Source organism: Streptacidiphilus alkalitolerans (assembly GCF_042511045.1).
Lineage (GTDB): Bacteria > Actinomycetota > Actinomycetes > Streptomycetales > Streptomycetaceae > Streptacidiphilus > Streptacidiphilus alkalitolerans.
Map to the genome: position 1 here is coordinate 258,671 of NZ_JBHEZX010000007.1, position 22,251 is coordinate 280,921.

The 22,251-nt window shown below is 72.3% G+C and carries 22 protein-coding genes; 11 read left to right on the forward strand and 11 right to left on the reverse strand.

The window, feature by feature from the left end; all coding sequences use genetic code 11:
• Positions 1–19 precede the first annotated feature (19 nt).
• A complete protein-coding gene (locus ACEZDG_RS18495) occupies positions 20–838 on the reverse strand; it encodes a DUF1684 domain-containing protein (protein ID WP_380510524.1) in 819 nt (272 codons plus the stop codon).
• Between the two features lie 195 nt (positions 839–1,033).
• Between ACEZDG_RS18495 and ACEZDG_RS18500 the strand changes: the two genes are divergently transcribed.
• Positions 1,034–2,059 (forward strand): MDR family NADP-dependent oxidoreductase, encoded by a 1,026-nt coding sequence (locus ACEZDG_RS18500; protein WP_380510527.1) that lies wholly within the window; start codon positions 1,034–1,036, stop codon positions 2,057–2,059.
• A 30-nt stretch (positions 2,060–2,089) separates the two neighbouring features.
• Positions 2,090–2,494 carry a MerR family transcriptional regulator gene (locus tag ACEZDG_RS18505; RefSeq protein WP_380510528.1) on the forward strand — a complete coding sequence of 135 codons (405 nt, stop codon included), beginning with the start codon at positions 2,090–2,092 and terminating at the stop codon, positions 2,492–2,494.
• A gap of 194 nt (positions 2,495–2,688) precedes the next feature.
• On the opposite strand, the gene ACEZDG_RS18510 is transcribed toward ACEZDG_RS18505, so the two are convergent.
• A complete protein-coding gene (locus tag ACEZDG_RS18510; protein ID WP_380510531.1) occupies positions 2,689–3,534 on the reverse strand; it encodes a helix-turn-helix domain-containing protein in 846 nt (281 codons plus the stop codon).
• 117 nt (positions 3,535–3,651) lie between these two features.
• Between ACEZDG_RS18510 and ACEZDG_RS18515 the strand changes: the two genes are divergently transcribed.
• Together ACEZDG_RS18515 and ACEZDG_RS18520 are read left to right on the forward strand one after the other, a co-directional pair.
• On the forward strand, positions 3,652–4,425 hold the full coding sequence (locus ACEZDG_RS18515; protein ID WP_380510534.1) for an SDR family NAD(P)-dependent oxidoreductase: 774 nt from the start codon (positions 3,652–3,654) through the stop codon (positions 4,423–4,425).
• Between the two features lie 88 nt (positions 4,426–4,513).
• Entirely contained in the window at positions 4,514–5,287 is a 774-nt protein-coding gene (locus ACEZDG_RS18520) for an alpha/beta fold hydrolase (protein WP_380510537.1), read from the forward strand.
• Positions 5,288–5,333: 46 nt separating this feature from the next.
• Here the strand turns inward: ACEZDG_RS18520 and ACEZDG_RS18525 are convergent, their stop codons facing one another.
• The 7 genes from ACEZDG_RS18525 to ACEZDG_RS18555 all read right to left on the reverse strand — a co-directional run bounded on the left by ACEZDG_RS18525 (position 5,334) and on the right by ACEZDG_RS18555 (position 12,705).
• The gene (locus ACEZDG_RS18525; RefSeq protein ID WP_380510540.1) at positions 5,334–6,326 is read right to left on the reverse strand and encodes an aspartyl/asparaginyl beta-hydroxylase domain-containing protein; all 993 of its coding nucleotides are present in this window, start codon (positions 6,324–6,326) and stop codon (positions 5,334–5,336) included.
• A 51-nt stretch (positions 6,327–6,377) separates the two neighbouring features.
• A complete protein-coding gene (locus tag ACEZDG_RS18530) occupies positions 6,378–7,430 on the reverse strand; it encodes an isopenicillin N synthase family dioxygenase (RefSeq protein WP_380510543.1) in 1,053 nt (350 codons plus the stop codon).
• Between the two features lie 13 nt (positions 7,431–7,443).
• On the reverse strand, positions 7,444–8,013 hold the full coding sequence (locus ACEZDG_RS18535) for an LOG family protein (RefSeq protein ID WP_380510546.1): 570 nt from the start codon (positions 8,011–8,013) through the stop codon (positions 7,444–7,446).
• The gene (gene thyX / locus ACEZDG_RS18540; protein WP_380510985.1) at positions 8,010–8,780 is read right to left on the reverse strand and encodes an FAD-dependent thymidylate synthase; all 771 of its coding nucleotides are present in this window, start codon (positions 8,778–8,780) and stop codon (positions 8,010–8,012) included. Before thyX ends, ACEZDG_RS18535 begins: the two co-directional genes overlap by 4 nt.
• Positions 8,781–8,851: 71 nt before the next feature.
• Positions 8,852–10,132, reverse strand: a complete 1,281-nt coding sequence (locus tag ACEZDG_RS18545; protein WP_380510548.1) for an ATP-grasp domain-containing protein — start codon at positions 10,130–10,132, stop codon at positions 8,852–8,854.
• Between the two features lies 1 nt (position 10,133).
• Positions 10,134–11,366 (reverse strand): ATP-grasp domain-containing protein, encoded by a 1,233-nt coding sequence (locus ACEZDG_RS18550; protein ID WP_380510551.1) that lies wholly within the window; start codon positions 11,364–11,366, stop codon positions 10,134–10,136.
• A 1-nt stretch (position 11,367) separates the two neighbouring features.
• A complete protein-coding gene (locus ACEZDG_RS18555) occupies positions 11,368–12,705 on the reverse strand; it encodes an MFS transporter (RefSeq protein WP_380510554.1) in 1,338 nt (445 codons plus the stop codon).
• A gap of 122 nt (positions 12,706–12,827) precedes the next feature.
• Between ACEZDG_RS18555 and ACEZDG_RS18560 the strand changes: the two genes are divergently transcribed.
• Positions 12,828–13,085, forward strand: a complete 258-nt coding sequence (locus tag ACEZDG_RS18560; protein ID WP_380510556.1) for a hypothetical protein — start codon at positions 12,828–12,830, stop codon at positions 13,083–13,085.
• A complete protein-coding gene (locus ACEZDG_RS18565; RefSeq protein WP_380510559.1) occupies positions 13,055–14,047 on the forward strand; it encodes a LuxR C-terminal-related transcriptional regulator in 993 nt (330 codons plus the stop codon). The genes ACEZDG_RS18560 and ACEZDG_RS18565 overlap by 31 nt, the downstream gene beginning before the upstream one ends.
• A 148-nt stretch (positions 14,048–14,195) precedes the next feature.
• Here the strand turns inward: ACEZDG_RS18565 and ACEZDG_RS18570 are convergent, their stop codons facing one another.
• Positions 14,196–15,002 carry an aggregation-promoting factor C-terminal-like domain-containing protein gene (locus tag ACEZDG_RS18570; RefSeq protein ID WP_380510562.1) on the reverse strand — a complete coding sequence of 269 codons (807 nt, stop codon included), beginning with the start codon at positions 15,000–15,002 and terminating at the stop codon, positions 14,196–14,198.
• 696 nt (positions 15,003–15,698) lie between these two features.
• Here ACEZDG_RS18570 and ACEZDG_RS18575 point away from each other — a divergent pair.
• From ACEZDG_RS18575 to ACEZDG_RS18585, 3 genes are all read left to right on the forward strand, one after another.
• Positions 15,699–16,055 carry a hypothetical protein gene (locus ACEZDG_RS18575; protein WP_380510565.1) on the forward strand — a complete coding sequence of 119 codons (357 nt, stop codon included), beginning with the start codon at positions 15,699–15,701 and terminating at the stop codon, positions 16,053–16,055.
• A 110-nt stretch (positions 16,056–16,165) separates the two neighbouring features.
• Positions 16,166–16,717, forward strand: a complete 552-nt coding sequence (locus tag ACEZDG_RS18580; RefSeq protein WP_380510568.1) for a hypothetical protein — start codon at positions 16,166–16,168, stop codon at positions 16,715–16,717.
• A gap of 140 nt (positions 16,718–16,857) precedes the next feature.
• The gene (locus tag ACEZDG_RS18585; protein WP_380510571.1) at positions 16,858–18,603 is read left to right on the forward strand and encodes a hypothetical protein; all 1,746 of its coding nucleotides are present in this window, start codon (positions 16,858–16,860) and stop codon (positions 18,601–18,603) included.
• Positions 18,604–18,621: 18 nt separating this feature from the next.
• Here ACEZDG_RS18585 and ACEZDG_RS18590 read toward each other — a convergent pair whose 3' ends face one another.
• Positions 18,622–19,104 (reverse strand): winged helix-turn-helix transcriptional regulator, encoded by a 483-nt coding sequence (locus ACEZDG_RS18590; RefSeq protein WP_380510574.1) that lies wholly within the window; start codon positions 19,102–19,104, stop codon positions 18,622–18,624.
• A 90-nt stretch (positions 19,105–19,194) separates the two neighbouring features.
• Here ACEZDG_RS18590 and ACEZDG_RS18595 point away from each other — a divergent pair, with 90 nt between their 5' ends.
• Entirely contained in the window at positions 19,195–20,667 is a 1,473-nt protein-coding gene (locus ACEZDG_RS18595; protein ID WP_380510577.1) for an MFS transporter, read from the forward strand.
• 119 nt (positions 20,668–20,786) lie between these two features.
• Complete coding sequence (locus ACEZDG_RS18600; protein ID WP_380510580.1) at positions 20,787–21,995, forward strand: alpha-hydroxy-acid oxidizing protein; 1,209 nt, start codon at positions 20,787–20,789, stop codon at positions 21,993–21,995.
• Positions 21,996–22,251: the final 256 nt, after the last annotated feature.

Here is a 22,251-nt window from a genome sequence, read left to right on the forward strand (position 1 = left end):
AGGGCGCAGCGGGCCGGCCTCACCCGTGCAGCCGCTGGTACGGGATCTTCTCCCCGGCCTCGACCGGGACCGGCAGCCGGTTCTCGGCGGGCGGCAGCGGGCAGGTCGCCAGATCGGTGTAGGCGCAGGGCAGGTTGGACGCCCGGTTGAAGTCGATGGTGACCGTTCCGTCCGCGTCGGGCGCCGCGACCGAGACGGTGCGGTTCGCCGCGTAGGTGGTCACCCCCGAGGTGGCGTCGGTGAACAGCACCTGGAGGCTGCCGGGCTGCCGGCCGTTGAACGCGGTCAGCCGGTAGCTGGCGCCGTCGAGCTCGAACTCCACCTGCCCGGGCGCGTCGTAGACATGCTGCAGGCCCTCGACCGATGCGCCCACGGTGGTCGGCCGGGGCGTCTCGAAGGGCAGGTAACGGCCGGTCAGGGACCAGCGCGGGTCCGGCTCGTAGGCCGGGGTGTGGGTGAAGCCGACCCGCAGCGGGTTCTCCGGGTGGCGCGGACGGATGATGTCGTGCCCTCCGCGCTTGGCGACCTCGATCACCGCGTCCCCGGCGGTGACGTAGACGCTGGCCCGCTCGGCGATCACACCGAAGCTGTGGTGGCCGTGGACCGCGGCACCGTCCACGACGAGTTCCTCGCCCTGGTCCAGCTGCACCTGCACGCCCTCTGCGGTGGTCGACCAGGCGCCGGGCGCGTCCGGGAAGCGGGTGGGCTCCTGGTCCAGCCAGCGCAGGCTGGTGATGGCGAGGAACCCGTGCGGGTCGGCCAGCACCTGCTCGTGGCCGCGGTGCCACTCCTCCCACCGCTGGACGAAGCCCACCCGGTCGATCTCCTGAACCGCCATGTCGACTCCTTAACGAGGGATCAGTTCTCGGGTATCGCCCATGATCCTGACGGACATGTGTGAACGGGGTACTGCGGCAGTGTGTCGCGATCCGGGAGGGCTTGACGCTGACCCGCGGGTCAGGGGTTAGCGTCACCGCGGCTTACGGCGACGCCCGTACGGCCACCGCGTCCGTCCCGATGGAGGAGCAGCACCGTGTCCGACCTTCCCCGTACCTCCCGTGAGATCAGGCTCACCGCGCTGCCCGAGCGGGGCCTGCCGCGGCCGGAGCACTTCGGCCTGGTGCAGGCCCCGCTGCCGGTCCCGGGGGAGGGGGAGGCGCTGGTGCGCAACCGGCTCTTCCACGTCCCGGCCGCGCTGCGGACGGTGATCGGCGGTGGTCTGACGGACACGCCGTTCCCGGCCCTGTTCCCCGGGGACACCCTGTTCGGAGCGGCCGTCGGCGAAGTGGTCTCCGCCCCGGCGGGGAGCGGACTGACCAGCGGTGAGCTGGTCTCGCACTGGCTGGGCTGGCGGGAGTACGCGGCCGTGCCGGTGGCCGGCTGCACCCCGCTGGGCGACCTGCTGCCGGATCCGGCGGCGCATCTGGCCCAGGGCTGGACCGCCTACGGTGCGCTCACCCGGGCGGCCGAGCTGCGGCCGGGCGACACCGTGCTGGTCACCGGCGGGGCCGGCGCGGTCGGCTCGCTGGCCGGCCAGATCGCCCGACTGCTGGGCGCGGGACGGTTGGTGGGCAGCACCGGTTCGCCGGAGAAGGCCGAGCGGATGGTCGCCGAGCTCGGCTACGACGCGGTGCTGGTGCGCGGCGCGGAGCCGTTCGCGGAGCAGCTGGCGAAGGCCGCGCCGGACGGCATCGACGTGCTGTTCGACAACGTCGGCGGCGAGCAGTTGCGGGCCGCTGTCGCGGCGGCCCGGCCGGGGGCCCGGTTCGCCCTGGTCGGAGCCCTGTCCGGGCAACTCGCGGCGGAGGGCGACGGCACCGCCGCGCCCGTCGAGATCGACTCGTTCCAGCTGATCCTCAAGCGGATCGCGGTCAGGGGCTACAGCGGGCTGGACCACCCGGACGTGCTGGAGGAGTGGAACTCCCGCTTCGGGGGCTGGCTGCGGTCCGGGGAGATCAGCTTTCCGCAGGTGCGGATCCAGGGCATCGAACGCGCCCCGCAGGCGTTGCACGAGGTGTTCGGCGGGCGGCATCTGGGCACTGTTGTCGTGGAGTTGTAGCGAACCGTGAGCGAACGAGGGGGAGCGCGGATGCGGATCGGCGATGCGGCGGCAGCGGCGGGGACCACACCCCGGGCCCTTCGGTTCTACGAGCAGCGCGGGCTGCTGCCCCCGCCCGCCCGTACCCCTACCGGCCAGCGGCTCTACGGGCCGACCGATGTGGCCCGGGTCAGGACCATCCGGCAGCTGCTGTCGCTGGGCATGACCATCGAGGACCTGCGCGGCTGCGCCGAGCGGCTGCACCTGCTGGACGCCGAGGACCTGCCGCCCTGCGGCGGGCCCGAGGGCGCCTGCACCTCGACCACGCCGGTGATCGAGCAGCGGCTGGCCGCATTCGACGCCGAGATCGCCCGCCTGGTCGAGCTGCGCGAACGGCTCGCGGCGAGGATCACCATGCGCCCTCCGGCGCTGGAGCGCGGGTCCGGGCGGGGCTGACCCCAGGGAATGCGGAGGCGTGCAGGGCCGACCCCCACCGGCGGCCCTGCACGCGGCTCCCTGCCCCCATCCTCGCCGGTGATTGTGAAGCGAGTGCTGCGGCAGGGTGTCGCGATCCCGGATCAGCGCCGACCGCTTCAGGTCCGGCCAGGCGCACTCGGACAGGGCGCGGCTGACCGATCTCGCCGCGCTGCTCAGCGGCGGGTCGGCGCGTCCTCGGTCCTCAGGTTGCGGAAGACGTCGCGGGCCTCGCTGCCGGGCGGGGCGAGGAAGACGAAGAGCAGCTGGTCCGGGTCGGGCAGGGCGAGGGTGGTGTACGGGAAGGTGTCGTGGTTCAGCTCGGGGTGCAGGATCTGCGCCACCCCCGCGCGCCGCGCGCCGGCCCGGTGCTGGGCCCACAGCGCGGCGAAGGCCGGGCTCTCCGCCGAGAGCCCGGCGACCAGGGCGGCGAGGTTCCGGTCGCCGGGCCGGTCGGCGTGGTGGGCGCGGAGCCCGGCCACCAGGTCGGCGCCGATGGAGTCGACCGCCTCCCGGTTGGCGGGCGTCCGCGCGCTGTAGGGGCAGCAGAAGACCTGCCAGAGCAGGTTGCGCTCATGGACCGGACGGGTGTCGAGGCCGCCCAGCAGCGCGCAGGCCAGCGAGTTCCAGGCGATCAGGTCGAAGCGGTGGTCGACCGCGAAGGCGGGGGTGCCGTCCAGGGTGTCCAGCAGGGCGCGGGTCACCGGGGAGACCGTCGCGGGGCCGGCCGGCCGCGGCCCGGGGCGGCCCTGCTGCCGGGCCAGCCGGTGCAGGTAGACCCGTTCGGCGTCGGCCAGCAGCAGTGCCGCGGCGAGCGCGTCCAGCACCGGTCCGGTGGGCACCCGCTGGCGGCCCTGTTCCAGCCGGGCGTAGTAGTCGGTGGAGATGCCCGCCCGCGCGGCCACCTCCTCCCGGCGCAGCCCGGGGGTGCGGCGGCGGCTCCCGGCCGGGAGGCCGGCCTCGGCCGGGGCCAGGCGTCGGCGGCGGGCGCGCAGGAACGCTCCCAGCGGGGTGTCGGACATGGCGCCCACGCTGCCACATCCGCCGGACGCCATCCAGGACCTGGCGTTCCCTGGATCCCAGGTCCGCGGAAGCCCCGGCCGCTGGTACCGGACGGTCCGTCAGGCCAAGCTCGCACCATGGGACTTCTGGACGACAAGGTCACGATCATCACCGGCGCCGGACGCGGCATCGGCGCCGCCGCGGCCCGGCTGTTCGCCGCCGAGGGCGCGCTGCTGGTGCTGACCGCCCGCACCGGCTCCGAGGTGCGGCGGCTCGCCGCCCAACTGCGGGCCACGGGCGGCACGGCGGTGGCGGTGGCGGCGGACATCAGTACCGCGGAGGGCGCCGAGGCCCCGGTCGAGGCCGCGCTCAAGGAGTACGGACGGTTGGACGCGGCCTTCGACAACGCCGGCTCCGGCCCCCTTCCGGCCCCGCTGGCCGACCGCACCGAGGCGGACTGGGACGCGGTGCACAGCGTCAACCTGCGCGGCAGCTGGCTCTCGCTGCGAGCGCAGCTGCGGGCCATGACCGCGGCCGGCCGGGGCGGTTCGATCGTCGTCAACAGCAGCGTCGGCGGGCTGCTCGGGGGTTTCGGCGACGGGACCCAGCAGGCCGCCAAGCACGGGCTGATCGGCCTGGTGCGGGCCGCGACCGCCGACTACGCGGCGCACGGCATCCGGACCAACGCCATCGCCCCCGGGGTGGCCAGGACCTCGGCCACCGAGGACTGGTTCGACGCCGGACCCGAGTTCGAGGCCGCGGTCTCCCGCGCGGTGCCGCTGGGGCGGACCGCGCGTCCGACCGAGATCGCCGAGGCGGCGGCGTGGCTGCTGAGCGACCGGGCCTCCTACGTCTCCGGGGTGGTCCTCCCGGTCGACGGCGGTCTGACCGCCGCGCGCAGCTTCCGCTGACCGCGGCTCGGCCGCCCCACCGCTGTAGCGTGGTGCCCGCAGACTCCGCCGACGGAGCGGAACCAGCGAGTGAGGGACGGAACGTCGAATGCTGCATGCCCCGGTGACTCCCGACGGCGATCTGCTGCGGTGGGTGGAGTTCCCCGGCAGCGAACCCGCCCGGGTGTACCTGCACGGTCTGGGCGCCAGCTCCGCCCCCTACTTCGCCGCCACGGCCGTGCACCCGGCGCTGGCCGGCCGGCGCACGCTGCTGCTGGACCTGCTGGGCCACGGCATCAGCGACCGCCCCACGGACTTCTCCTACACCCTGGAGGCGCACGCGGACGCGGTCGCCGCCGCGCTGGGCGCCGCAGGGGTGGCCGGGGCCGAGCTGATCGCCCACAGCATGGGCGGCGCGGTGGCGATCGTGCTGGCCGCCCGGCATCCCGAACTGGTGTCGCAACTCGTGCTGGTGGACGCCAATCTGGACCCGATCACGCCCGGGCCCGGCCCCGGCAGCGGCGGGATCGCCAGGTTCACCGAGCAGGAGTTCCTGGCCGACGGCTGGCGGGAGACCAGGGACGTGGTCGGGCCGCACTGGTGGGCGACCATGCGGCTGACCGACCGGGTGGCGCTGCACCGCAGCTCGGTGCACCTGACCCGGGGGACCGAGCCGACGATGCGGGCCCAACTCCTCGAACTGAAGATCCCGCGCAGCTTCCTGTACCCCGAGCGCCTCGGCGAACCGGCCGACGCGGCCGGGCTGCGGGCGGCGGGGGTCGCCGTGGTGCCGGTGCCGGACTGCGGACACAACATCATGCTGGAGAACCCCGACGGCTTCGCCGCCGCAGTCGCCGACGCCCTGAGCCCGAACGCAGGCTGAGTCGTCCCGCGGCACCAGCGCCGCGGGACGACTCAGCGAGAACCAGCTACGCCGCTTCGACCGGCACCGCCAGCTCGCGCACCGCGCTGCCCCGGCGGGTCCGCAGCCGCACCTGCTGGGCGCCCTCGGCCGAGGGCAGCTGCACGGTCCGCTCCTCGGTCCAGCCGGCCAGCCGGAACTCCTGCTCGCCCAGGTGGACCAGGGCGAAGGCCGGCTCGCCGTCCAGCAGCAGCACCGGGGAGCCGTCCCGCAGTTCCACCGCCGCCGCCAGCTGCTTCTGCGGGGTGAGGAACTCGCCGTCCGCCTCCTCCCAGTCGGTGAACGACTCGGGGACCTGGAACCGGACCGGGAGCCGGGCCGCGTCGGCCTGGTCCAGGGCCTGCGTCGGGCGGCCGATCAGGATCTGCTCCAGCACCTCGGGGGTGCGGAACTCCGCCGGGAACAGCTCCAGCAGCTCCCGGCTCGGCAGCGCGTCGATGACCAGGTGCACCCGGGTCTCGGTGCCGGTGTTCTCCACCTGGTGCATCCGGGTGAAGTCGCCGAACCAGAAGGTGCCGGGCTGCCACTGGTGCAGCTCGCCCTCGATGAACAGCTTGGCCTCGGGGTAGGTGACGATCGGGATGTGCATCCGCACGGTGCCCCAGGCCAGCCCGTACTTGTTGTCGAAGTGCACCCAGCTCTTCGCCCCGGGGCCGAGGGCCATCAGCCGCACCGCGCGCAGCTGGGCCGGCAGCCCGGCCAGGATCTCGGCGAGGTACGGGGCGTCGTCCAGCCAGCTGGAGTCCTGGAAGTCGCCGAGGCCGGGGCCGCCCGGGTCGGTGCGCTCGATCGAGCCGTCGATGCTGCGCAGCGGCAGGATCCGCCAGTCGACCTCGGCCACCGTGGTGACCCCGTCGGTGCCGTAGCTGCGCTGCCGGCTCCAGGTCTCGTGGCGCAGCCGGGCCAGGTCGGCCACCAGCCGGTCCACGTCGAAGCTCCGGTCGAGCCGTGCGGCGCCGGGAAGTCCGGCGAACGCGGGAATGACCATGCTCTCATCCATGATGTGCCTCTCCGTTCGGTTGCTGACGAAGTATCAGACGGCTGGTCGTGGTCATCCGTAGGCCCGGCGGAACTTGCCCATGATGTACTCGCCGGAGCGGACCGCCGGATGGCGCGGCGGGTTGCCGGGCCCCGCGCAGGTGGGAATGCACTCGATCAGCGCGCTGTAGTTCGGCTGGTGGAAGAACGGCACCGAGAACCGCTCCCGCGAGGACTGCTCCCGGGGCGGGTTCACCACCCGGTGGACCGTGCTGACCCAGCGGTCATTGGTCCAGATCGCCATCAGGTCGCCGATGTTGACGACGAAGGAGCCGTCCACGGCGGGGACGTCCAGCCACTCGCCCGCCTTGTCCAGCACCTGCAGCCCGCCGGGCGCGCCGTCCTGGTAGAGGATGGTCAGGCTGCCCCAGTCGCTGTGCTGGCCCTTGCGCAGCTGGCCGGGCTCGGGCGGAACGGCCTGGGCCGGGTAGTAGTTGGCGGTCAGATTGGTCATATGGTCGTCGATCTTGTCGTCGAACCAGGTCTCCGGCAGGTCCAGGGCCAGCGCGAAGAGCCGCATCACCTCCTGCGCCAGCTGCTCCATCGCGGCGTAGTAGCGCCGGTAGGCCTCGGCGAAGCCCGGCAGCTCCGGCCACTTGTTCGGTGTGGTCAGCAACGGGTCGGAACCGGGCGGCAGTTGGGCCGCGCCGGGCTCGCCGAGCCGGTTGTAGGTGAAGGTCTCGGACAGGTCGGGCAGCGCCCGCTCCTCGGCCACCGAGGCGTCCGGGTTGGACGCGGCGAGGCTGCCCTGACGTCCGAAGCCGCGCATCAGCGGGTCGTCGGCGCTGCTCGCCAGCGCGGTCTTCCGCGCGTTCGGGAGCGCGAAGAACTCCCTGGTGGCCCGGTACATCTCGGCGATGGTGCCGGCCGGGACGCCGTGTCCGACCACGGCGAGGAATCCGCTGGTCTCGCAGACCTCCCCGAGCGCCCGGGCGACGGACAGCCGGGCTTCGGCCCCGCCGCCGCGGGCACTGCTCAGGTCGATCACCGGGACGTAGCCCTCGACCAGGGTGACCACCGCGTCGGATGCCGAGGTACCGCTCGGCCGGGTGGCAGTGGGTGCCATCGGTTCTCTCCTCTCAGGCCCAGCGCGGGGCGGGCGGGGTCCAGCTGTCGACCAGTCGCAGCAGCTCCTCGGCGCTGTCGACCGCCACCAGCGAGGTGGCCTCCTCGGCGCCGATGAAGCCGGCCCGGGCCATCGCCTGAACGGCCGTCAGCAGCGGGTCCCAGTAGCCGGCGGTGTTGAGCAGGGCGACCGGCTTGCCGTGGTGGCCGAGGATCAGCCAGGCCCACGCCTCGAACAGCTCCTCGACCGTGCCGAGGCCGCCGGGCAGCGCCACGAAGCAGTCGGCCAGCCGGGCCATCTCGTTCTTGCGCTCGTGCATCGAGCCGACGACCTTGAGCTCGGTCAGCGACAGGTGGGCGACCTCGGCGTCCACCAGGGACTGCGGGATCACCCCGGTGACCCGGCCGCCAGCGGCGAGCACGGTGTCGGCGAGGACGCCCATCAGGCCCACGCTGCCGCCGCCGTAGACGATCTCGGCGCCGGCCGCCACCAGGTCGCGGGCGAAGAGCTCGGTCTCCTTGGCGAAGCGGGGATCGTTGCCGAGGGACGATCCGGCGTAGACGGTGACCGCCAGGCCGGTCACGGGCTGACCCGGCCGTGGGCCTCGTAGGCGGCGTGGGTCAGCGGCATCAGCTTCTGCAGCGAGTTCTCCATCTGCTCGGCGACGATCTCGATCTCGCGCTGCGGGTGGGACGGGTAGGTCGCGTCGGGGCGGGCCGTGCGCAGGCTCAGGAAGTGCATCAGCGCACGGGAGTTGCAGGTCGCGTAGACCGAGGAGTAGGTGGCCACCGGCAGCACCATCCGGGCGATCTCGCGGGCGATGCCGGCCTGCAGCATGCCGGTGTACTCCTGGTACGCCTTGGCGTACACCGCGGCCGAGGCCTCGGTCACCAGCTGGTGGTCGTCCCCGTCGCCGGCGACGTAGGTGTAGTGGCCCGGCTTGCCCTCCTGGCGCAGCAGCCGGTCGGCGTCCGGCACGTAGAACACCGGGCGCAGCTCGCGGTAGCGGGCGCTCTCCTCGTTGAAGGACCAGGTGCGGTGGCGCATCAGGTGCCGCACGGTGAAGATCGGCGCGGTGATCAGGAAGGTCAGGTAGTTGTGCTCGAAGGGGCTGCCGTGCCGGCTCTTCATCAGGTAGTCGATGAGGCCGGCGACATAGCCGTCGCCCTTGGTCTCGTACTGCGCGTCGTCGCCGACGGTGGAGACCCGGGCGGCGCGGACCACGCTCAGGTCGCTGGCCGAGTGGTCGACCAGGTCGACGCTGATGTCGCTGCGCAGTTCGAGGACCGGGGCGTCGGGGTCGGCGGGTATGCCCCTGGCGGGCAGGGTGGTGGTGTTCTCACTGGTCAGCACGATGGGATTCCGTTCTCTTGCGTGGGTGGCCCGAGCGGAAGGTGCGAGGGCAGGAGGAGGGAGGAGGATCAGCCGGAGACGGCCGCGAGCGCGGAGGAGGCGGGCGCGAGCAGCTGCCGCGTCTCCGCGAGCACGGCCGGGGTGAGCAGCCGGTACTGCCCGGTCAGCGCCCCGAGTTCGTCGGCCAGCGCCGCCGCGCCGTCGAAGGCGCAGGTCAGAACCATGTTGGCGTAGGTGTGCCCGTCGATGTGGAAGCTGCTGGCACGGACCAGGTCCAGCCTCCGGCCGAGCTCGGCCAGGAGTTCCGGGTCGAGCGGACGGGTCGGCACCTGGTACGCCAGTCGGCGCCGGGCGCCGAAGGAGCGGGCGGTGCCCGCCCATTCGCCGAGCAGCAGCTCGACCAGCCCGGCATAGGTGTTGTCACCGGAAGCGGCGATGGACAGGGTGGTGGAACCGGAGACCCGCGGATTGATCTCGATCACCTGGTAGGACTCGCCGTCGTGGATCATCTCGACCTCGACGGCGCCGTGCAGCTCCAGCCCGGCGCAGAGGTCCAGCAGGCGGTCCAGCACCGGCCGGAACTGCTCGTCCTGCAGCGGACGCGGGGCGGCGTAGCGGACCTGGCTGAAGGCGAAGGACGGCGCCCCGCCGGTGGGCCCCTTCCAGATCAGCGGCTGGGCGACGTAGTCGCCGGCGGTGCCGACGATCTCGACCGAGCAGAGCTCACCGGGCAGGCACTTCTCCAGCACGGTGTTGCCGTCGTACGGGGCGTCCAGGTAGGCGTCCAGCGCCCGGTCGTCCGGGAGGAAGCGGATGCCGGTGCCGAGGCAGTCCCACAGCGGCTTGCTCAGCAGCGGGAAGCCGAGCCGGTGCGCCTGCCGGCGCACATGGTCGTGGTACGCGGGGACCTTGACGTTGCGTTGGTTCAGCAGGTCCCCGTCGAGGTAGAGGCCCTCCGGGGTGGCGAGGCCGTGGCGCCGCACCGCCTGCTTGGTCTCCCACTTGTTGGCGAGCACGGTGGTCGCGTCCAGGCCGTGCATCACCATCGGGATGCCGTACTCGGCCAGGGACTCCCGGACCACCGCGTCGCGCACCGAGTTCTCGTCCGGGATGGACAGGGAGACCACCCCGTCCGCCCCCCAGTGGCGCAGCCGCTCGACGATCTCGGCGGGCGACACGTCGGCCGCCAGCTTCTCGGCCTCGCCGGGGAAGTCCTCGGGTCCGCATTCGCCGTCGGTGAAGAGCAGCTTGAAGGTCAGGCCGCGGTCGCGGGCGAGCAGCCGCAGCCGGTTCAGGTAGGGGTCGGTCTGCTGGACCTCGATCGAGCGCAGGAACGCGATGCGGCGCATGTCACTCCATCTCGATCGTGACCGCCGCGACGGCCTGGTCGGCGATCCGGTTGACCTCGGCCGCGGAGTCCGCCTTGAAGATCAGGTGGCCGATCCGGGCGATGTTGTCCTGGAGGTGCCCGAGCTCCTTCCCGGGCTCGATGTAGACCGCCTGGTCCACCACGGCCGGGGAGTCCGGCAGGTTGCCGATGCCGCGGAACACGCCGGCCCGGGGCGGGGTGAGGAAGCGGATGGCGGAGGCGTCCTTCGCGGTGGGCGTGGTGTCCGGGACCTGGCCGAGCGAGGTCTGGATGTACGCCCTGGCCTCGGAGATCCCGGTGGCGTTGCGGACCAGCTTCATGATGTGGTCGCCCGGGGGCCGGGCGCCGACCTCGATGATCTTCGCGGTGTGGTTCGGCAGCAGCTTCAGCTCGGTGTGCGCGACGCCGTAGCGGAAGCCCAGCGCGATCAGGCCCTGCTCGACCGTGTCGATGACCACGGCCCGCTGCTCGTCCGTCAGCTGGGCCGGCACGGTGTGCCCGACCTCGGCCCGGCTGGAGTCCTCGGTGGTGAACTTCTCGGTCACCGCCAGGTGCTGGAACTGCCGGTCGAAGGCGACCGTCTCGACGCTGAACTCCTTGCCGCCCACGTACTCCTGGATCACCAGGGTGGTCTCCAGCGGCGTCCCGTGCGGGAACTCGTTCGGCCAGCCCTGGGCGAAGCCGACCGCGCGGGGGAGCCCCTCCGCGGCGGCGACCACCGACACGCCCACCGAGCCGGCGTTCTCGCAGGGCTTGACCACCAGCGGGTAGCCCAGCCCGGCGTCGGCGATCGCGGCCCTGGCGCCCTCGAGGTCCGCGGCCACCAGCGTCCGCGGCGAGGGGACGCCGTGCTCGGCGAAGACCTCCGCCATGACCCGCTTGTTGCGGCAGGCGTCGGCCCTGGCCGGGTCGTGGCCGGGCAGCCCGAGCTCCGCCGCGAGCTGGGTCACCAGCGGCGAGAAGAACTCCCAGCCGGTGACCACGCCGTGCACACCGACCTTGCGGGAGAAGGCGAGCAGGTCCTCGAGGGCGGTCACCGGGTCGCCGAAGTCGGTGAACACCGTGCCGGCGATCTTCGACTTCAGCTCCGGGCGGTACTTCTCGTACAGGTCCTCGTGGGTGGCGACATGGACGGTCAGGCCGAGCTCGACCGCGGCCGTGAGCAGGTCCTCGCCCACGTTCCCATTGGCCTCGATGAGCAGGAGGTTCGTCATGTCAGTGCTCCTTGACTGGTTGTTGGTGGGGGACGGCCGGCAGGGTCGCTGGCCGTGGGGCGGCGCCGGTCCGCACGCGGGCCCGGACACCGAGCGCGGCTGCCGCGCCGAGGTTGAGGACGACCAGCAGCACCCAGGGCCACAGCGGTCCGACGGTGAGCAGCGAGGTGAAGACCACCGGTGCGATCGCACCGCCCAGGCCCCAGGAGAGCTGGAAGACGGCCTGGTAACGGCCCCTCAGCTGCTCCGGGGCGAGTTCCAGCGCCTGCCCGGAGACGACCGGGGACTGGATCATCTCGGCCGCGGTGTAGACCAGCATGGCCAGCACGAGCCCGGGCAGCACGGTCCAGGACGGCGCGTGCACCAGCAGCCCGAAGAGCAGGAAGGCCAGCACGTTGACCAGCGCCGCGAGGGCGATCACCCGTTGCGGGGGCCGGAGTTCGACCAGCCGTCCGACCGGTGTCTGGAACACCGCGACCAGCGCGGTGTTCAGGGTGAGCAGCGCACCCGCGGTCCAGACCGGCTGGTGCAGCGACTCGACGATGTACACCGCGAGCAGCACGCTCAGCACCATCGCGGCGAGCACGAACACCAGGTTGACCACGGCCATCCGCAGGAACGCGGTGTCCCGCAGCACGGCCCGGTAGCCGCCGGCCGGCTCCGGGCCGGCCGGCTCGGATGCGGCGGCGGACGGCGCCGGCTCCGCCGCCGGTTCCGCTGATCCGCGGTGGCGCCAACTGGCGATCAGCCAGGCCGAGAAGAGGTAGCTGACGATATTGCCGACCACCAGCCAGCGCAGTCCGGTGGTGCCGCCGGCGCCCAGGGCCAGTGCGGCGACCGCGCCGCCCAGCCCGACGCCGGCGTTGCGCAGCGCGTTGATCAGGCCGAACCAGCGGGTGCGCTGGTCCTGCTCCGCCGCCAGTCCCACCAGCGCGCCGCTGGAGGTCCAGTAGCCGCTGACCCCGATCTGCACGACCAGGCCGGCCGCCACGATCTGCCACGCCGAGTGCACCAGCAGGAATCCGCCGAACCCCGCCGCCGCCAGCAGGTTGCCGCCGGCCGCCACCAACCGGGGTCCGACCCGGTCGACCAGAGGGCCCAGCAGCGTCGGAGCGGGCAGCGAGAGCAGCTGAACCAGGGTCAGGGCGAGCCCGATGACCGGCAGGGCCAGCGAAGTTACCTTGACGAAATAGATCACTTGAAAGGCGTAGAAGAGCCCGCTTCCGATACTATCGACAGCGGCTGCCGTGAGCAGTTTGCTGCCGCCGTGCAGATCGGGCAGCCCCCACCGGTTCGGAGCAGATCGTCGGCGATCGGAGTGTGACGTCGTGTCAGGCATGATCGTTCATTCGCTTTCGCAGTGCGTCACTTTCACGGCCGTGCCGGAACGATGTCCCATTCCAGGTCCGCGCGGAGCTGTGTAGGTGCGTGGTTTCCCGCGGGGTTCCCGGCAGATTCCACATGGATGCCGACCGCGGCTGTGACGGCGATGACGGCGAGGAGCAGTCCGCTCATTCCGGTCAGGAGATGACGGCTGTTCATATTTCCTCAATCCTCCTGCAACGTTTCTCGGTCTCCGGCGGTCGACCGACCGCCGGAACCGATTCTTTTCCTGCCTGGATTGAGCTTCAAGGCCCGCTCCGGGCCATATCGATGAACCGCATGATGATGAGGGGTGGAAACACGGCATGGGGGAACAAACAGGACCCGACCGAATAGAGGACCTGCTTCCGGTACTGACCCCCGAGGCGAAGGCGACGTACACGCAGGCGCTGCTGGCGGGGTGGATCCCGGCGGCGGACGGCGCCTCGGACGGCAGGGCGCTGCTGTGCCGGCTCGGGCTCCTGGCCGCGGACCCGGCGGACAACTCCCGCCTGGTCCCGGTGGATCCGCAGATCGCCGCGGCGACCGTACGGCGCCGGCTGAACCGGCACACCGTCCGGCTGGAGGAGTACGGATCGGCGCTGGTCCGCGAACTGGCGGTGCTGTCCTCCTTCTACGAGCAGGTGCAGACCGCGCGCCCGGAGCCGCCGGTGGAGGACCTGGTCGGCCTGGAAGTGATCAACGAGGCGCTGGAGGAGGCGGTCGGCGAGTGCGAGGAGGAGGCGCTCACCGCGCAGCCGGGCAACCGGGGCAAGGAGGCCCTCGGCCGGGCGCTGGCCCGGGCCGAGTCGGTGCTCGGCCGGGGCGTCCGGATGCGCACGCTCTACCAGCACCCGGCCAGGTTCAGCGAGGCGACCAAGGAGTACGTCTCGGAGGCGACCTCGCTCGGCGCCGAGATCAGGACGCTGGACGAGATACCGAACCGACTGATGATCTTCGACCGCAGAATTGCGTTCCTGGCCGCCTCCAAGGACAGCAGGAATGCCGTCCTGGTGCGGCACCCGGCCCTGGTGAGTTTCCTGGTCGATTCCTTCGAGCGGGACTGGGGCCGGGCCAGCATGTACGACACCGGCTATCAGCGCCAGAAATCCGACGAGCAGCTCAACATGGTGCAGGAAAGCATCATGAGGCTGCTCGTGGAGGGGGCGAGCGACGATGTGATCGCCCGCCGCATGAATTTGAACGTACGGACCTGCCGCTCGCACATCGCGAAGATCCTCAAGGCCTACGGCGCCCAGAGCAGGGTACAGGCCGCCTATCTGATGGGGCGTTCGGAATCGCCGGTCAGTACCGGATGATGAAATTCCGGTGTTTATGACAGGCGACTGAACAAACCCTGAATTGCCCGTAGGGGCCCGGCACGTGGTGTGCCGGGCCCCTACGGGGTGGTCCGCCCAGGTTCTCCCCTGTCCGGTGCCTGGGCGCCGCGGGGTGGTGTGGGGGTTTCTAGTACCAGCTGTTGGCCTGCCAGAAGGCCCAGGCCTGGTTGGGGCTGCCGTAGGTGGTGTTCATGTAGTCCAGCGCCCAGCGGATCTGGGTGGCGGCGTCGGTCTGCCAGTCGGCGCCGGCGGAGGCCATCTTGTCGCCGGGCAGGGCCTGCGGCAGGCCGTAGGCGCCGGAGGACGGGTTGGTCGCGGTCACGTCCCAGCCGGACTCGTGCGAGATGATCTCGTCGAAGGAGGCCAGCTGGTCGGCGGGCACGATCTGCGCCGCGATCGACTGCGCGTCACCCGAGTACGAGGTGCTGGACGAGTCGCTGCTCGCGGCGGAGTCGTCCGAGACCGAACCGGTGCTCGCGCCGGAGTCGGTGGAGGCGGCGGCGCTGGAGTCGCTGGAGTCGGCGGAGGAGTCGCTGCTCGCGCTGCTGCTGTCGCCACCGGCCTGGTTGTAGGCGCCCTGGGCCAGCGAGTCGGCGCTGTCGGAGGCCGCGCCGGACGCGGTGGAGCCGCTGCCCGAGCTGGTGACCGGCGCGGAGGCGGCGCTCTTGGCGTTGGCCGCGTTGTAGGCCTGCTCCGCCAGGGTCTCGGCGCGGGCGTTCAGGTACGCCATCCGGGCGGCGGAGGCGGCGGCGGTCTGCGCGGCGGTCTTGGTGCTGCTGGCCGGCACGGCCGCGTGGGCGGCGGTGGTGGCGCTGGTCGGAGCGGTGTGGGTGACGGTGACAGCGGCCGGGGTGGCTGCCTGGGCGCTGGTGCCGACCGCCCCGAGGGTGGTCAGGCCGGCAGCGGCGGCAACGAGGACGGCGGAAGCACGCATTCGGGTGGAGAAGACAGACATGGGAGAGTACGACCTCAATCGGTTGGCGGTGCGCCCCGACACGGGAGTGACGGCGTCCGGACAGGGGACGCCGTCGGCATCGGGGCGGCGGGCACTCCGCTTGCGGTTAGTGCCGGTGGCGGTGGGGCAGCGGGACAGGTGCTGCGGCACCGGTTGACTCGGTCATTTGTAGCCGCCGGATCGAGTACGACCAAGGGCCCCGGATACTAGGCAGCCACGTAGTGGAACGCTGTTCGTGCGAGCGGACGCCGTGCGCTGCGACCGGCTCCCGAGGTCGGCTTCCGAGGCCCCGGGCCCGGCCGCCGGGAGGTCTCGGTGGTCAGTGCCCGGGCGGGCTGCGGACCGCCGCGCCGAGTCGGGTTTGTCCCCGCCCGCGGCATTCGGACAGCCGCCGAGGCGCACCGCGGCTGCCGCGGTTCGATCAACTACCCCCGGTCGTAGGCGGGATTTTGCTGTGGCGACCGTCACTCGACGCCCATCGCAATTGTCCGTTTCATCCCCGTGTGGGGCGGGTAACCCCTCGCGAATCCGCCGACAGACCGCCGACAGACCGCCCGCAAACCGCCGGTTCGACCCCGTCGGCGGCGGGTTCCCTCGCCGTGACGGCCGCAGGTGCGCGGCGTCGGCAGGCCCAGCACAGTGCGAGTAGGCATTCCCCGTCCCCAGGAGGAACCCATGCACGAGCTGCGCGCCGAGTACGACCCCGCGGTGTCCGCCGCGGACCACGAACGCCGCCCCTCGCTGGTCTGGCACATCATCGCCAGGGAGGCGGCCACCATGTGCGGACGCCTGCTGCACGCCTCCTGCGCGGCCCCGGCCGCCGCGCCGCAGGAGCCGGGGGAGGAGAGGTACTGCATGCCCTGCATGGACGCCTACCGCCAAGGGCAGCAGGGCGCGGGGCTGGACGGGTCGGCCGGATCCCTCGGGTCACCCGTGCGGAGGAGTGTCGAGCCGGGTCTCTTGCGGCCGGTGGCCGCCGGGGATTCCCTTGCGAATCGTGACACAAAGGCACCGAACGGAAGCTCCGGGTGAGCGGGTCCGGCGCCCGCCCACGCTGCGGGCGGTCCGGGCGGCCTGTCGGATGAGGGCAGTGGTCGATCCCCACCGGGGTGGATCGACAGCCTTCTGGAAGGTTGTTCCGTATGCGTGCTGCACGTCTGATAGCCGGGTCCGTACTGACGGTGGGCGCTCTGTCGCTGGCCGGTCCGGTCGCGTTCGCCGCTGACGGCGGGGGGACGGCGAGCAATGTGACGCCGTTCGCGTTCAAGATCTATCCGACGACGGTGAAGGCCGGTGGCAATATCGGTCTGGGGGTCTCTGGCTGTGACGCGACGTCGGCGACGGCGTCGTCGGGGGTGTTCGACACGGTGACGCTGCCCTCGACCGGTACCAAGGGTGAGTACGTGGGTGCGGCGACGGTGGACGCGGATGCCAAGCCGGGGGCGCAGTACGACGTGAAGTTCACCTGCGGCAGCTCGTCCGGCACCACCACGCTGACCGTGGCGAGTGGCACGAGCACCCCGACCACCTCGACCTCGGCGACGGCGGTGCCGACCGGTGCGGTGAAGACCGGTCTGGGCGGTGGCAACGGGTCGATGAGCCCGGCCGAGCTGGCCGCGGGTGGCGTGTTGGCCGTGCTGGCGCTGGGCGGGGTGGGCCTGGCGGTCCGCCGCCGCTCCGGCAACCACAGCTGACCGCTCCGTAGGAGCTCCGGCCCCCGGCCACCCGTCCCGAGCGGGTGGCCGGGGGCCGGCCACGTCCGGCACCGCTCCTTCATCGGCTGCTTCTGCGGAGGCCGCTTCCCTGGCGGCCGCGGTAGGGCAGGATGATCGGCATGGCTGGCATGATCCCTTCCCCCGCAGCGCCCCGCTCCGCCGTTCCGGACCGCCTCGGCGGGCTGAGCGCGACCGAGCAGCGGGTGTGGAGCGCCTTTCCGCTCGGGGAACTCGTCGATCTGCGCACCGGCGATCCCGCGCTGGACGATCCGGCCGAGGCCGACCACTGGTCCGCCGACCGCACCGTGCGCGGGGAGGTGCTGGCGGCGCTGCTGCTCGGCGCCTGCCCGGCGGCGCTGGGGGCGGTGGCGGCGGTCCGGCTGAGCGGGGCCAGGATCAGCGGTCAGCTGCGGATCGACCACGGCCTGGTCTCCGCCCTGCTGCAACTGCGCGGATGCCGGGTCGACGGGCAGATCGACCTCGACGGCGCCACCACCGGCGCGATCGACCTGCGCGGCTCCCGGCTGACCCGGATCAGCGCCTACGGCGCCATGGTGCAGGGCCAGTTGGACCTCAGCGACACGGTGATCACCGGCCTGAGCGAGGGGCCGGGACGCGGCCTGAGCGCCGTCCACGGCGACGGGGTCCGGATCGAGGGCGGCCTGTTCGCCTCGCGGGCCCGGGTGACCGGCTCGTTCTGCCTGATCAACGCCCAGGTCGCGGGCCAGCTGACGCTGGTCGACGCCAGGCTGTTCAACACCTTCGACGGGGGCAAGTCCTTCAACGGCGGCGGCATCAGGATCGGCCGCAGCCTGCTGGCCCAGGGGCTCTGGGCCCAGGGTGAGATGCGGCTTCCCGGCGCCCACATCGGCAGCGCGCTGGTACTGAACGGAGCCAGGCTGGACGGCCTCGGCGGGGTCGCGCTGCACGCCGACGACCTGCTGGTCGCCAGCGAGGCGGTCTTCCGCACCCGCACCAGGGGGCGGAGCACCCGCGCCTTCACCGCCGCCGGCACGGTGCGGCTGCCGTGGTCCCGCTTCGGCAACGACCTCGACCTGCGCGGCGCCCGGCTGACCCCGTCGCCGGACCAGCCCGCGCTGGAGGCCGAACGGATCCTGGTCGAGGGCAGCCTGCGGCTCGGCAGCCGCTTCAGGACCGGCGGTGAGATCCGGCTGACCGCCGCCCGGATCACCAGCCACCTCGACCTGACCGGCATGACCTCCCCTGACGCCCTGCTGACGCTCTACGCGGCCTGCGCCGAGGGCGGCATCCAGGAGGACCTGGGCTCCTGGCCGTGCCGGCTCAACCTGGACGGCTTCACCTACGGGTCCTTCACCGTCTACCAGGACGCCTCGGTCCGGCTGCCACTGATGGAGCGTCAGATCCGGCGCACCGACGACACCCGGGGCGGCGCCTACCGGGCCCAGCCCTACGAGCAGTTGGCCTCCTACTACCGCTCGCTCGGCGACGACGGCGAGGCCAGGACGGTGCTGCTGGCCAAGCAGCGGGCGCTGCGGGCCAAACTGCCCTGGTGGCGCCGGGTGCCGGGCCATGTGCTGGACGCCCTGGTCGGCTACGGCTACCGGCCGCTGCGGGCGATCGGCTGGGCGGTGGCGCTGCTCACCGCGAGCAGCGTGTACTTCAGCCGGGTGCGGCCGGACCATGTCGCCTCGGACGACCACTCGGTGTTCAACCCGGTGCTGTACTCCGCCGACCACCTGGTGCCGGTGATCCACTTCGGCCAGCCCGACGTATGGCAGTACCACGGCATCCCGGCCGTGGTCACCGTGCTGCTCACCATCCTCGGCTGGACCCTGGGCATCGCCATCGCGGCGGCGGCGTCCCGCACGCTCACCCGCAACTGACCGGCCCGGCCGGCCCGGTCAGGCGGGTTCCGGGCGGGGCTCCGGACGGGGTTCCGGGCGCACCCGGAGGCTGTCCCTGGTGACCTCCTCGCCGCAGTGCCGGCAGGTCATCCGGGCGTCCAGCGCGCTGCCGCAGGTGTGGGTGAAGGTGGGGGTGGCGCTGTCCAGCACCCACTTCTCGCCCCACTGCGCCAGCGCGAGCAGGATCGGCCGCGCCTCCTGCCCGGCCGGGGTGAGGTGGTACTCGAAGCGCGGGGGGTGCTCGGAGTACTGCCGCCGCTCCACCACCCCGGCGTCCTCCAGCTTGCGCAGCCGGTCGGCCAGGATGTCGCGGGAGGCGCCGGTGAACCGGGTGATCTGCTCGAAGCGGTGCACTCCGTAGCCCATCTCCCGGATGGCCAGCAGGGTCCACTTCTCGCCCAGGACCTGGAGCGAGGCGGCGGCCGGGCAGGGGCGCGGCGCGATGCGCCGGGTGGCCATCGACTCGATCGTGTTCTCCATGGCACCAGCATAGTCCGTTGTGTTTTCCAACGCACTCCTGCTACGGTCACGGAGTCCGTAGGAAATCACAACTGACTATGTGGGGTCGCGATGACCGCTACCAATCCCACCGCCGCCGCCGGCGCCGCCGCAGTGGCGGCCGACGCCCCGTCCCCGGCGGAGGACCCGGCCGCGCGCAGGCACGCGCTGGGGGTGCTGGCCCTGGGCAGCCTCGGGGTGTTCGTGGTCTTCCTCGACACCACGATCGTCAATATCGCCTTCCGGACCATCAGCCTCAGCTTCCACACCACCACCGGGCACCTGGCCTGGGTGCTCAACGCCTACAGCCTGGTCTTCGCGGCCATGCTGATCCCGGCCGGCCGACTGGCCGACCGCTACGGCCGCAAGCGGGTGTTCCTGACCGGGCTGGTCGGGTTCGCGCTGATGAGCGCGCTGTGCGGGCTGGCCCCCAGCGAGGGGGTGCTGGTCGCCGGACGGGCACTGCAGGCGGTCTTCGCCGCGCTGGTGGTGCCCACCTCACTGGCGCTGATCCTGCCCGAGTTCCCCGCCGCACGGCGCCATGTGGCGGTCGGCACCTGGGGCGCGATGGGCGCCGCGGCGGCGGCGCTCGGCCCGACCATCGGCGCGCTGCTCACCGAGTACGCCTCCTGGCGCTGGATCTTCCTGGTTAACGTCCCGATCTGCGCGGTGGTGGTGGTGTTCGGGCTGCGGCTGCTGAAGGAGTCCCGCGACCCCGGTGCCAGCGGCGTCCCGGACCCGATCGGCGTGCTGCTGGTCGCGGCCGTCCCGGCGATGCTCAGCCTGGGCATCATCGAGGGCCCGGACTGGGGCTGGTCGGACCCCCGGGTGATCGGCGCGCTGGTGCTCGCCGCGCTGCTGTTCCCGGTGTTCCTGTGGCGGACCACCGCCGCCGCCCGGCCGGTGCTCGACCTGGCGCTGTTCAAGGTGCGCCAGTTCCGCCTGGTCAACGCGGCGACCCTGCTCTTCGCCACCTCCTTCTACGGGATGCTGCTGAGCAATGTGCTCTTCCTGCAGACCGAGTGGCACTACTCGGTGCTGCGTTCGGCCCTCGCCAGCGCCCCCGGCCCGCTGCTGGTCACCGTGGTGGCCCGGCCGGCCAGTCGGCTGGCCGCCGCCATCGGCTACCGTCCGGTGCTGCTGGCGGGCGCGACCTCCTGGGCCCTCGGCGCGGCGGGCTACGCGCTCTGGGTCGGCAGCACCCCGCAGTGGACCACGCACTGGCTGCCCTGGATGCTGCTGATCGGCCTCGGCATCGGGCTGACCCTGCCGGTGCAGTCGGGCGCGGCGGCGCAGTCGCTGCCGCCCACCCGCTACGCCATCGGCTCGGCGGTCAACGCCAGCTTCCGGCAGCTCGGCGCGGTCATCGGCATCAGCGTCTTCGTCGCGGTGCTCGGCACCCCCACCCCGGCCACCGCCCTGGCCGACTTCGAGCGGGTCTGGTGGGTCTTCGCCGCGGTCGGCCTCGCCGCGGGCCTGGTCCTGCTGGTCCCGGCGCTGCGCCGGACCGAGCCCGCGGCTGCACCGGTGGTTGCCGCGGAGTAGCGGGGGCGGGCCCGCGCCGGTGCGGCTCGCGCCGGGAGGGCTCGCGCCGGGAGCGCCGGGGCGCGATCATAAACCGCGTTCCGGCCGGGCCCGCCGGCCGCCGCAGGAGGGCGCTCCCGATGACCCAGTTCGGCGACTACCAGACCGAGATCTACTTCAACGGGTTGTTCGGGGTGCAGCCGACGCTGCCGATGACCTTCGCCGGACTGGAGGCGGGGGCCGAGGCGGTGCTGCCGCCGTCGGTGGCGTCCTATGTCGCGGGCGGGGCCGGGGACGAGTTCACCCAGCGGGCCAACGTCCGGGCCTTCGAGCGCTGGGGTCTGGTCCCGCGGATGATGGTCGGGGCCGCGCAACGGGATCTGACGGTCGATCTGTTCGGAATGACCCTGCCCAGCCCGCTGTTCATGGCGCCGATCGGTGTGATCGGGCTCTGCGCCCAGGACGGCCACGGCGATCTGGCCACGGCCAGGGCGGCGGCGCGGACCGGGGTGCCGATGGTCGCGTCCACCCTCTCCATGGACCCGATGGAGGACGTGGCCGGGGAGTTCGGCGACACCCCCGGCTTCTTCCAGCTCTACACGCCGACCGACCGGAAGCTGGCCGAGAGCCTGGTGCACCGGGCCGAGGCGGCCGGGTTCCGGGGGATCGTGGTCACCCTGGACACCTGGATCACCGGCTGGCGGCCCCGCGACCTGGGCACCGGCAACTTCCCCCAACTGCGCGGCCACGCCCTGGCCAACTACACCTCGGACCCGGTCTTCCGGGCCCGGCTGCCGCACGCCCCCGAGGACGACCCGCGGGCCACCGCCCTGCACTGGGCCGGGATCTTCGGCAATCCGCTCACCTGGGACGACCTGCCCTGGCTGCGTTCGCTGACCTCACTGCCGCTGCTGCTCAAGGGCATCTGCCACCCCGACGACGTGCGCCGGGCCAGGGATCTGGGCGTCGACGGCATCTACTGCTCCAACCACGGTGGCCGGCAGGCCAACGGCGGCCTCGCCGCCCTGGACGCGCTGCCCGGTGTGGTGGCCGCAGCGGGCGACCTGCCGGTGCTGTTCGACTCCGGGGTGCGCAGCGGCGCCGACGTGGTCAAGGCGCTGGCGCTGGGTGCCACCGCCGTGGGCGTGGGCCGCCCGTACGCCTACGGACTCGCCCTCGGCGGGGTCGACGGGATCGTCCATGTGCTGCGCTCGCTGCTGGCCGAGGCGGATCTGATCATGGCCGTGGACGGCTATCCCAGCCTGGACCGGCTGACCCCGGAAGCCCTCATGGAATCTGCACGCGATTCGCGCACACCGGGCCTCTCCCGACTGGAAACCGGAATGTAATCTGTGATGTGATGGAATAACTCGGATGATTCCAATGCGATAGCAGCAGTGCAGATGCGGGGACTCGTGTACATGTCCGTCGGCCTCGCCGCTGCGGCCCTTGTGGTCGCACTGGTCCTGGGCACCCTACTCGCTCGCAGCCGGAGAACCGTTCGGCGGGACCGGGAGAAACAGGGCGAGCAGGAAGCCCACTACCAGCGACTCCGGTCGACGCAGTCCCAACTGGAGTACGAGCACCGTCAGCTCCAAGATCACT

Excerpts from the sequence above, each read along its gene's own strand:
- ACEZDG_RS18565 (WP_380510559.1), top strand. The coding sequence starts at position 13,055 with ATGGGGGAACAAACAGGACCCGACCGAATAGAGGACCTGCTTCCGGTA.
- ACEZDG_RS18505 (WP_380510528.1), top strand. The coding sequence starts at position 2,090 with ATGCGGATCGGCGATGCGGCGGCAGCGGCGGGGACCACACCCCGGGCC.
- ACEZDG_RS18550 (WP_380510551.1), bottom strand. The coding sequence starts at position 11,366 with ATGACGAACCTCCTGCTCATCGAGGCCAATGGGAACGTGGGCGAGGAC.
- ACEZDG_RS18560 (WP_380510556.1), top strand. The coding sequence starts at position 12,828 with ATGGATGCCGACCGCGGCTGTGACGGCGATGACGGCGAGGAGCAGTCC.
- ACEZDG_RS18555 (WP_380510554.1), bottom strand. The coding sequence starts at position 12,705 with ATGCCTGACACGACGTCACACTCCGATCGCCGACGATCTGCTCCGAAC.
- ACEZDG_RS18545 (WP_380510548.1), bottom strand. The coding sequence starts at position 10,132 with ATGCGCCGCATCGCGTTCCTGCGCTCGATCGAGGTCCAGCAGACCGAC.
- ACEZDG_RS18525 (WP_380510540.1), bottom strand. The coding sequence starts at position 6,326 with ATGGATGAGAGCATGGTCATTCCCGCGTTCGCCGGACTTCCCGGCGCC.
- ACEZDG_RS18530 (WP_380510543.1), bottom strand. The coding sequence starts at position 7,430 with ATGGCACCCACTGCCACCCGGCCGAGCGGTACCTCGGCATCCGACGCG.
- ACEZDG_RS18595 (WP_380510577.1), top strand. The coding sequence starts at position 19,195 with ATGACCGCTACCAATCCCACCGCCGCCGCCGGCGCCGCCGCAGTGGCG.
- ACEZDG_RS18520 (WP_380510537.1), top strand. The coding sequence starts at position 4,514 with ATGCTGCATGCCCCGGTGACTCCCGACGGCGATCTGCTGCGGTGGGTG.
- ACEZDG_RS18570 (WP_380510562.1), bottom strand. The coding sequence starts at position 15,002 with ATGCGTGCTTCCGCCGTCCTCGTTGCCGCCGCTGCCGGCCTGACCACC.
- ACEZDG_RS18580 (WP_380510568.1), top strand. The coding sequence starts at position 16,166 with ATGCGTGCTGCACGTCTGATAGCCGGGTCCGTACTGACGGTGGGCGCT.
- ACEZDG_RS18590 (WP_380510574.1), bottom strand. The coding sequence starts at position 19,104 with ATGGAGAACACGATCGAGTCGATGGCCACCCGGCGCATCGCGCCGCGC.
- ACEZDG_RS18585 (WP_380510571.1), top strand. The coding sequence starts at position 16,858 with ATGGCTGGCATGATCCCTTCCCCCGCAGCGCCCCGCTCCGCCGTTCCG.
- ACEZDG_RS18515 (WP_380510534.1), top strand. The coding sequence starts at position 3,652 with ATGGGACTTCTGGACGACAAGGTCACGATCATCACCGGCGCCGGACGC.
- ACEZDG_RS18600 (WP_380510580.1), top strand. The coding sequence starts at position 20,787 with ATGACCCAGTTCGGCGACTACCAGACCGAGATCTACTTCAACGGGTTG.
- ACEZDG_RS18575 (WP_380510565.1), top strand. The coding sequence starts at position 15,699 with ATGCACGAGCTGCGCGCCGAGTACGACCCCGCGGTGTCCGCCGCGGAC.
- ACEZDG_RS18510 (WP_380510531.1), bottom strand. The coding sequence starts at position 3,534 with ATGTCCGACACCCCGCTGGGAGCGTTCCTGCGCGCCCGCCGCCGACGC.
- ACEZDG_RS18495 (WP_380510524.1), bottom strand. The coding sequence starts at position 838 with ATGGCGGTTCAGGAGATCGACCGGGTGGGCTTCGTCCAGCGGTGGGAG.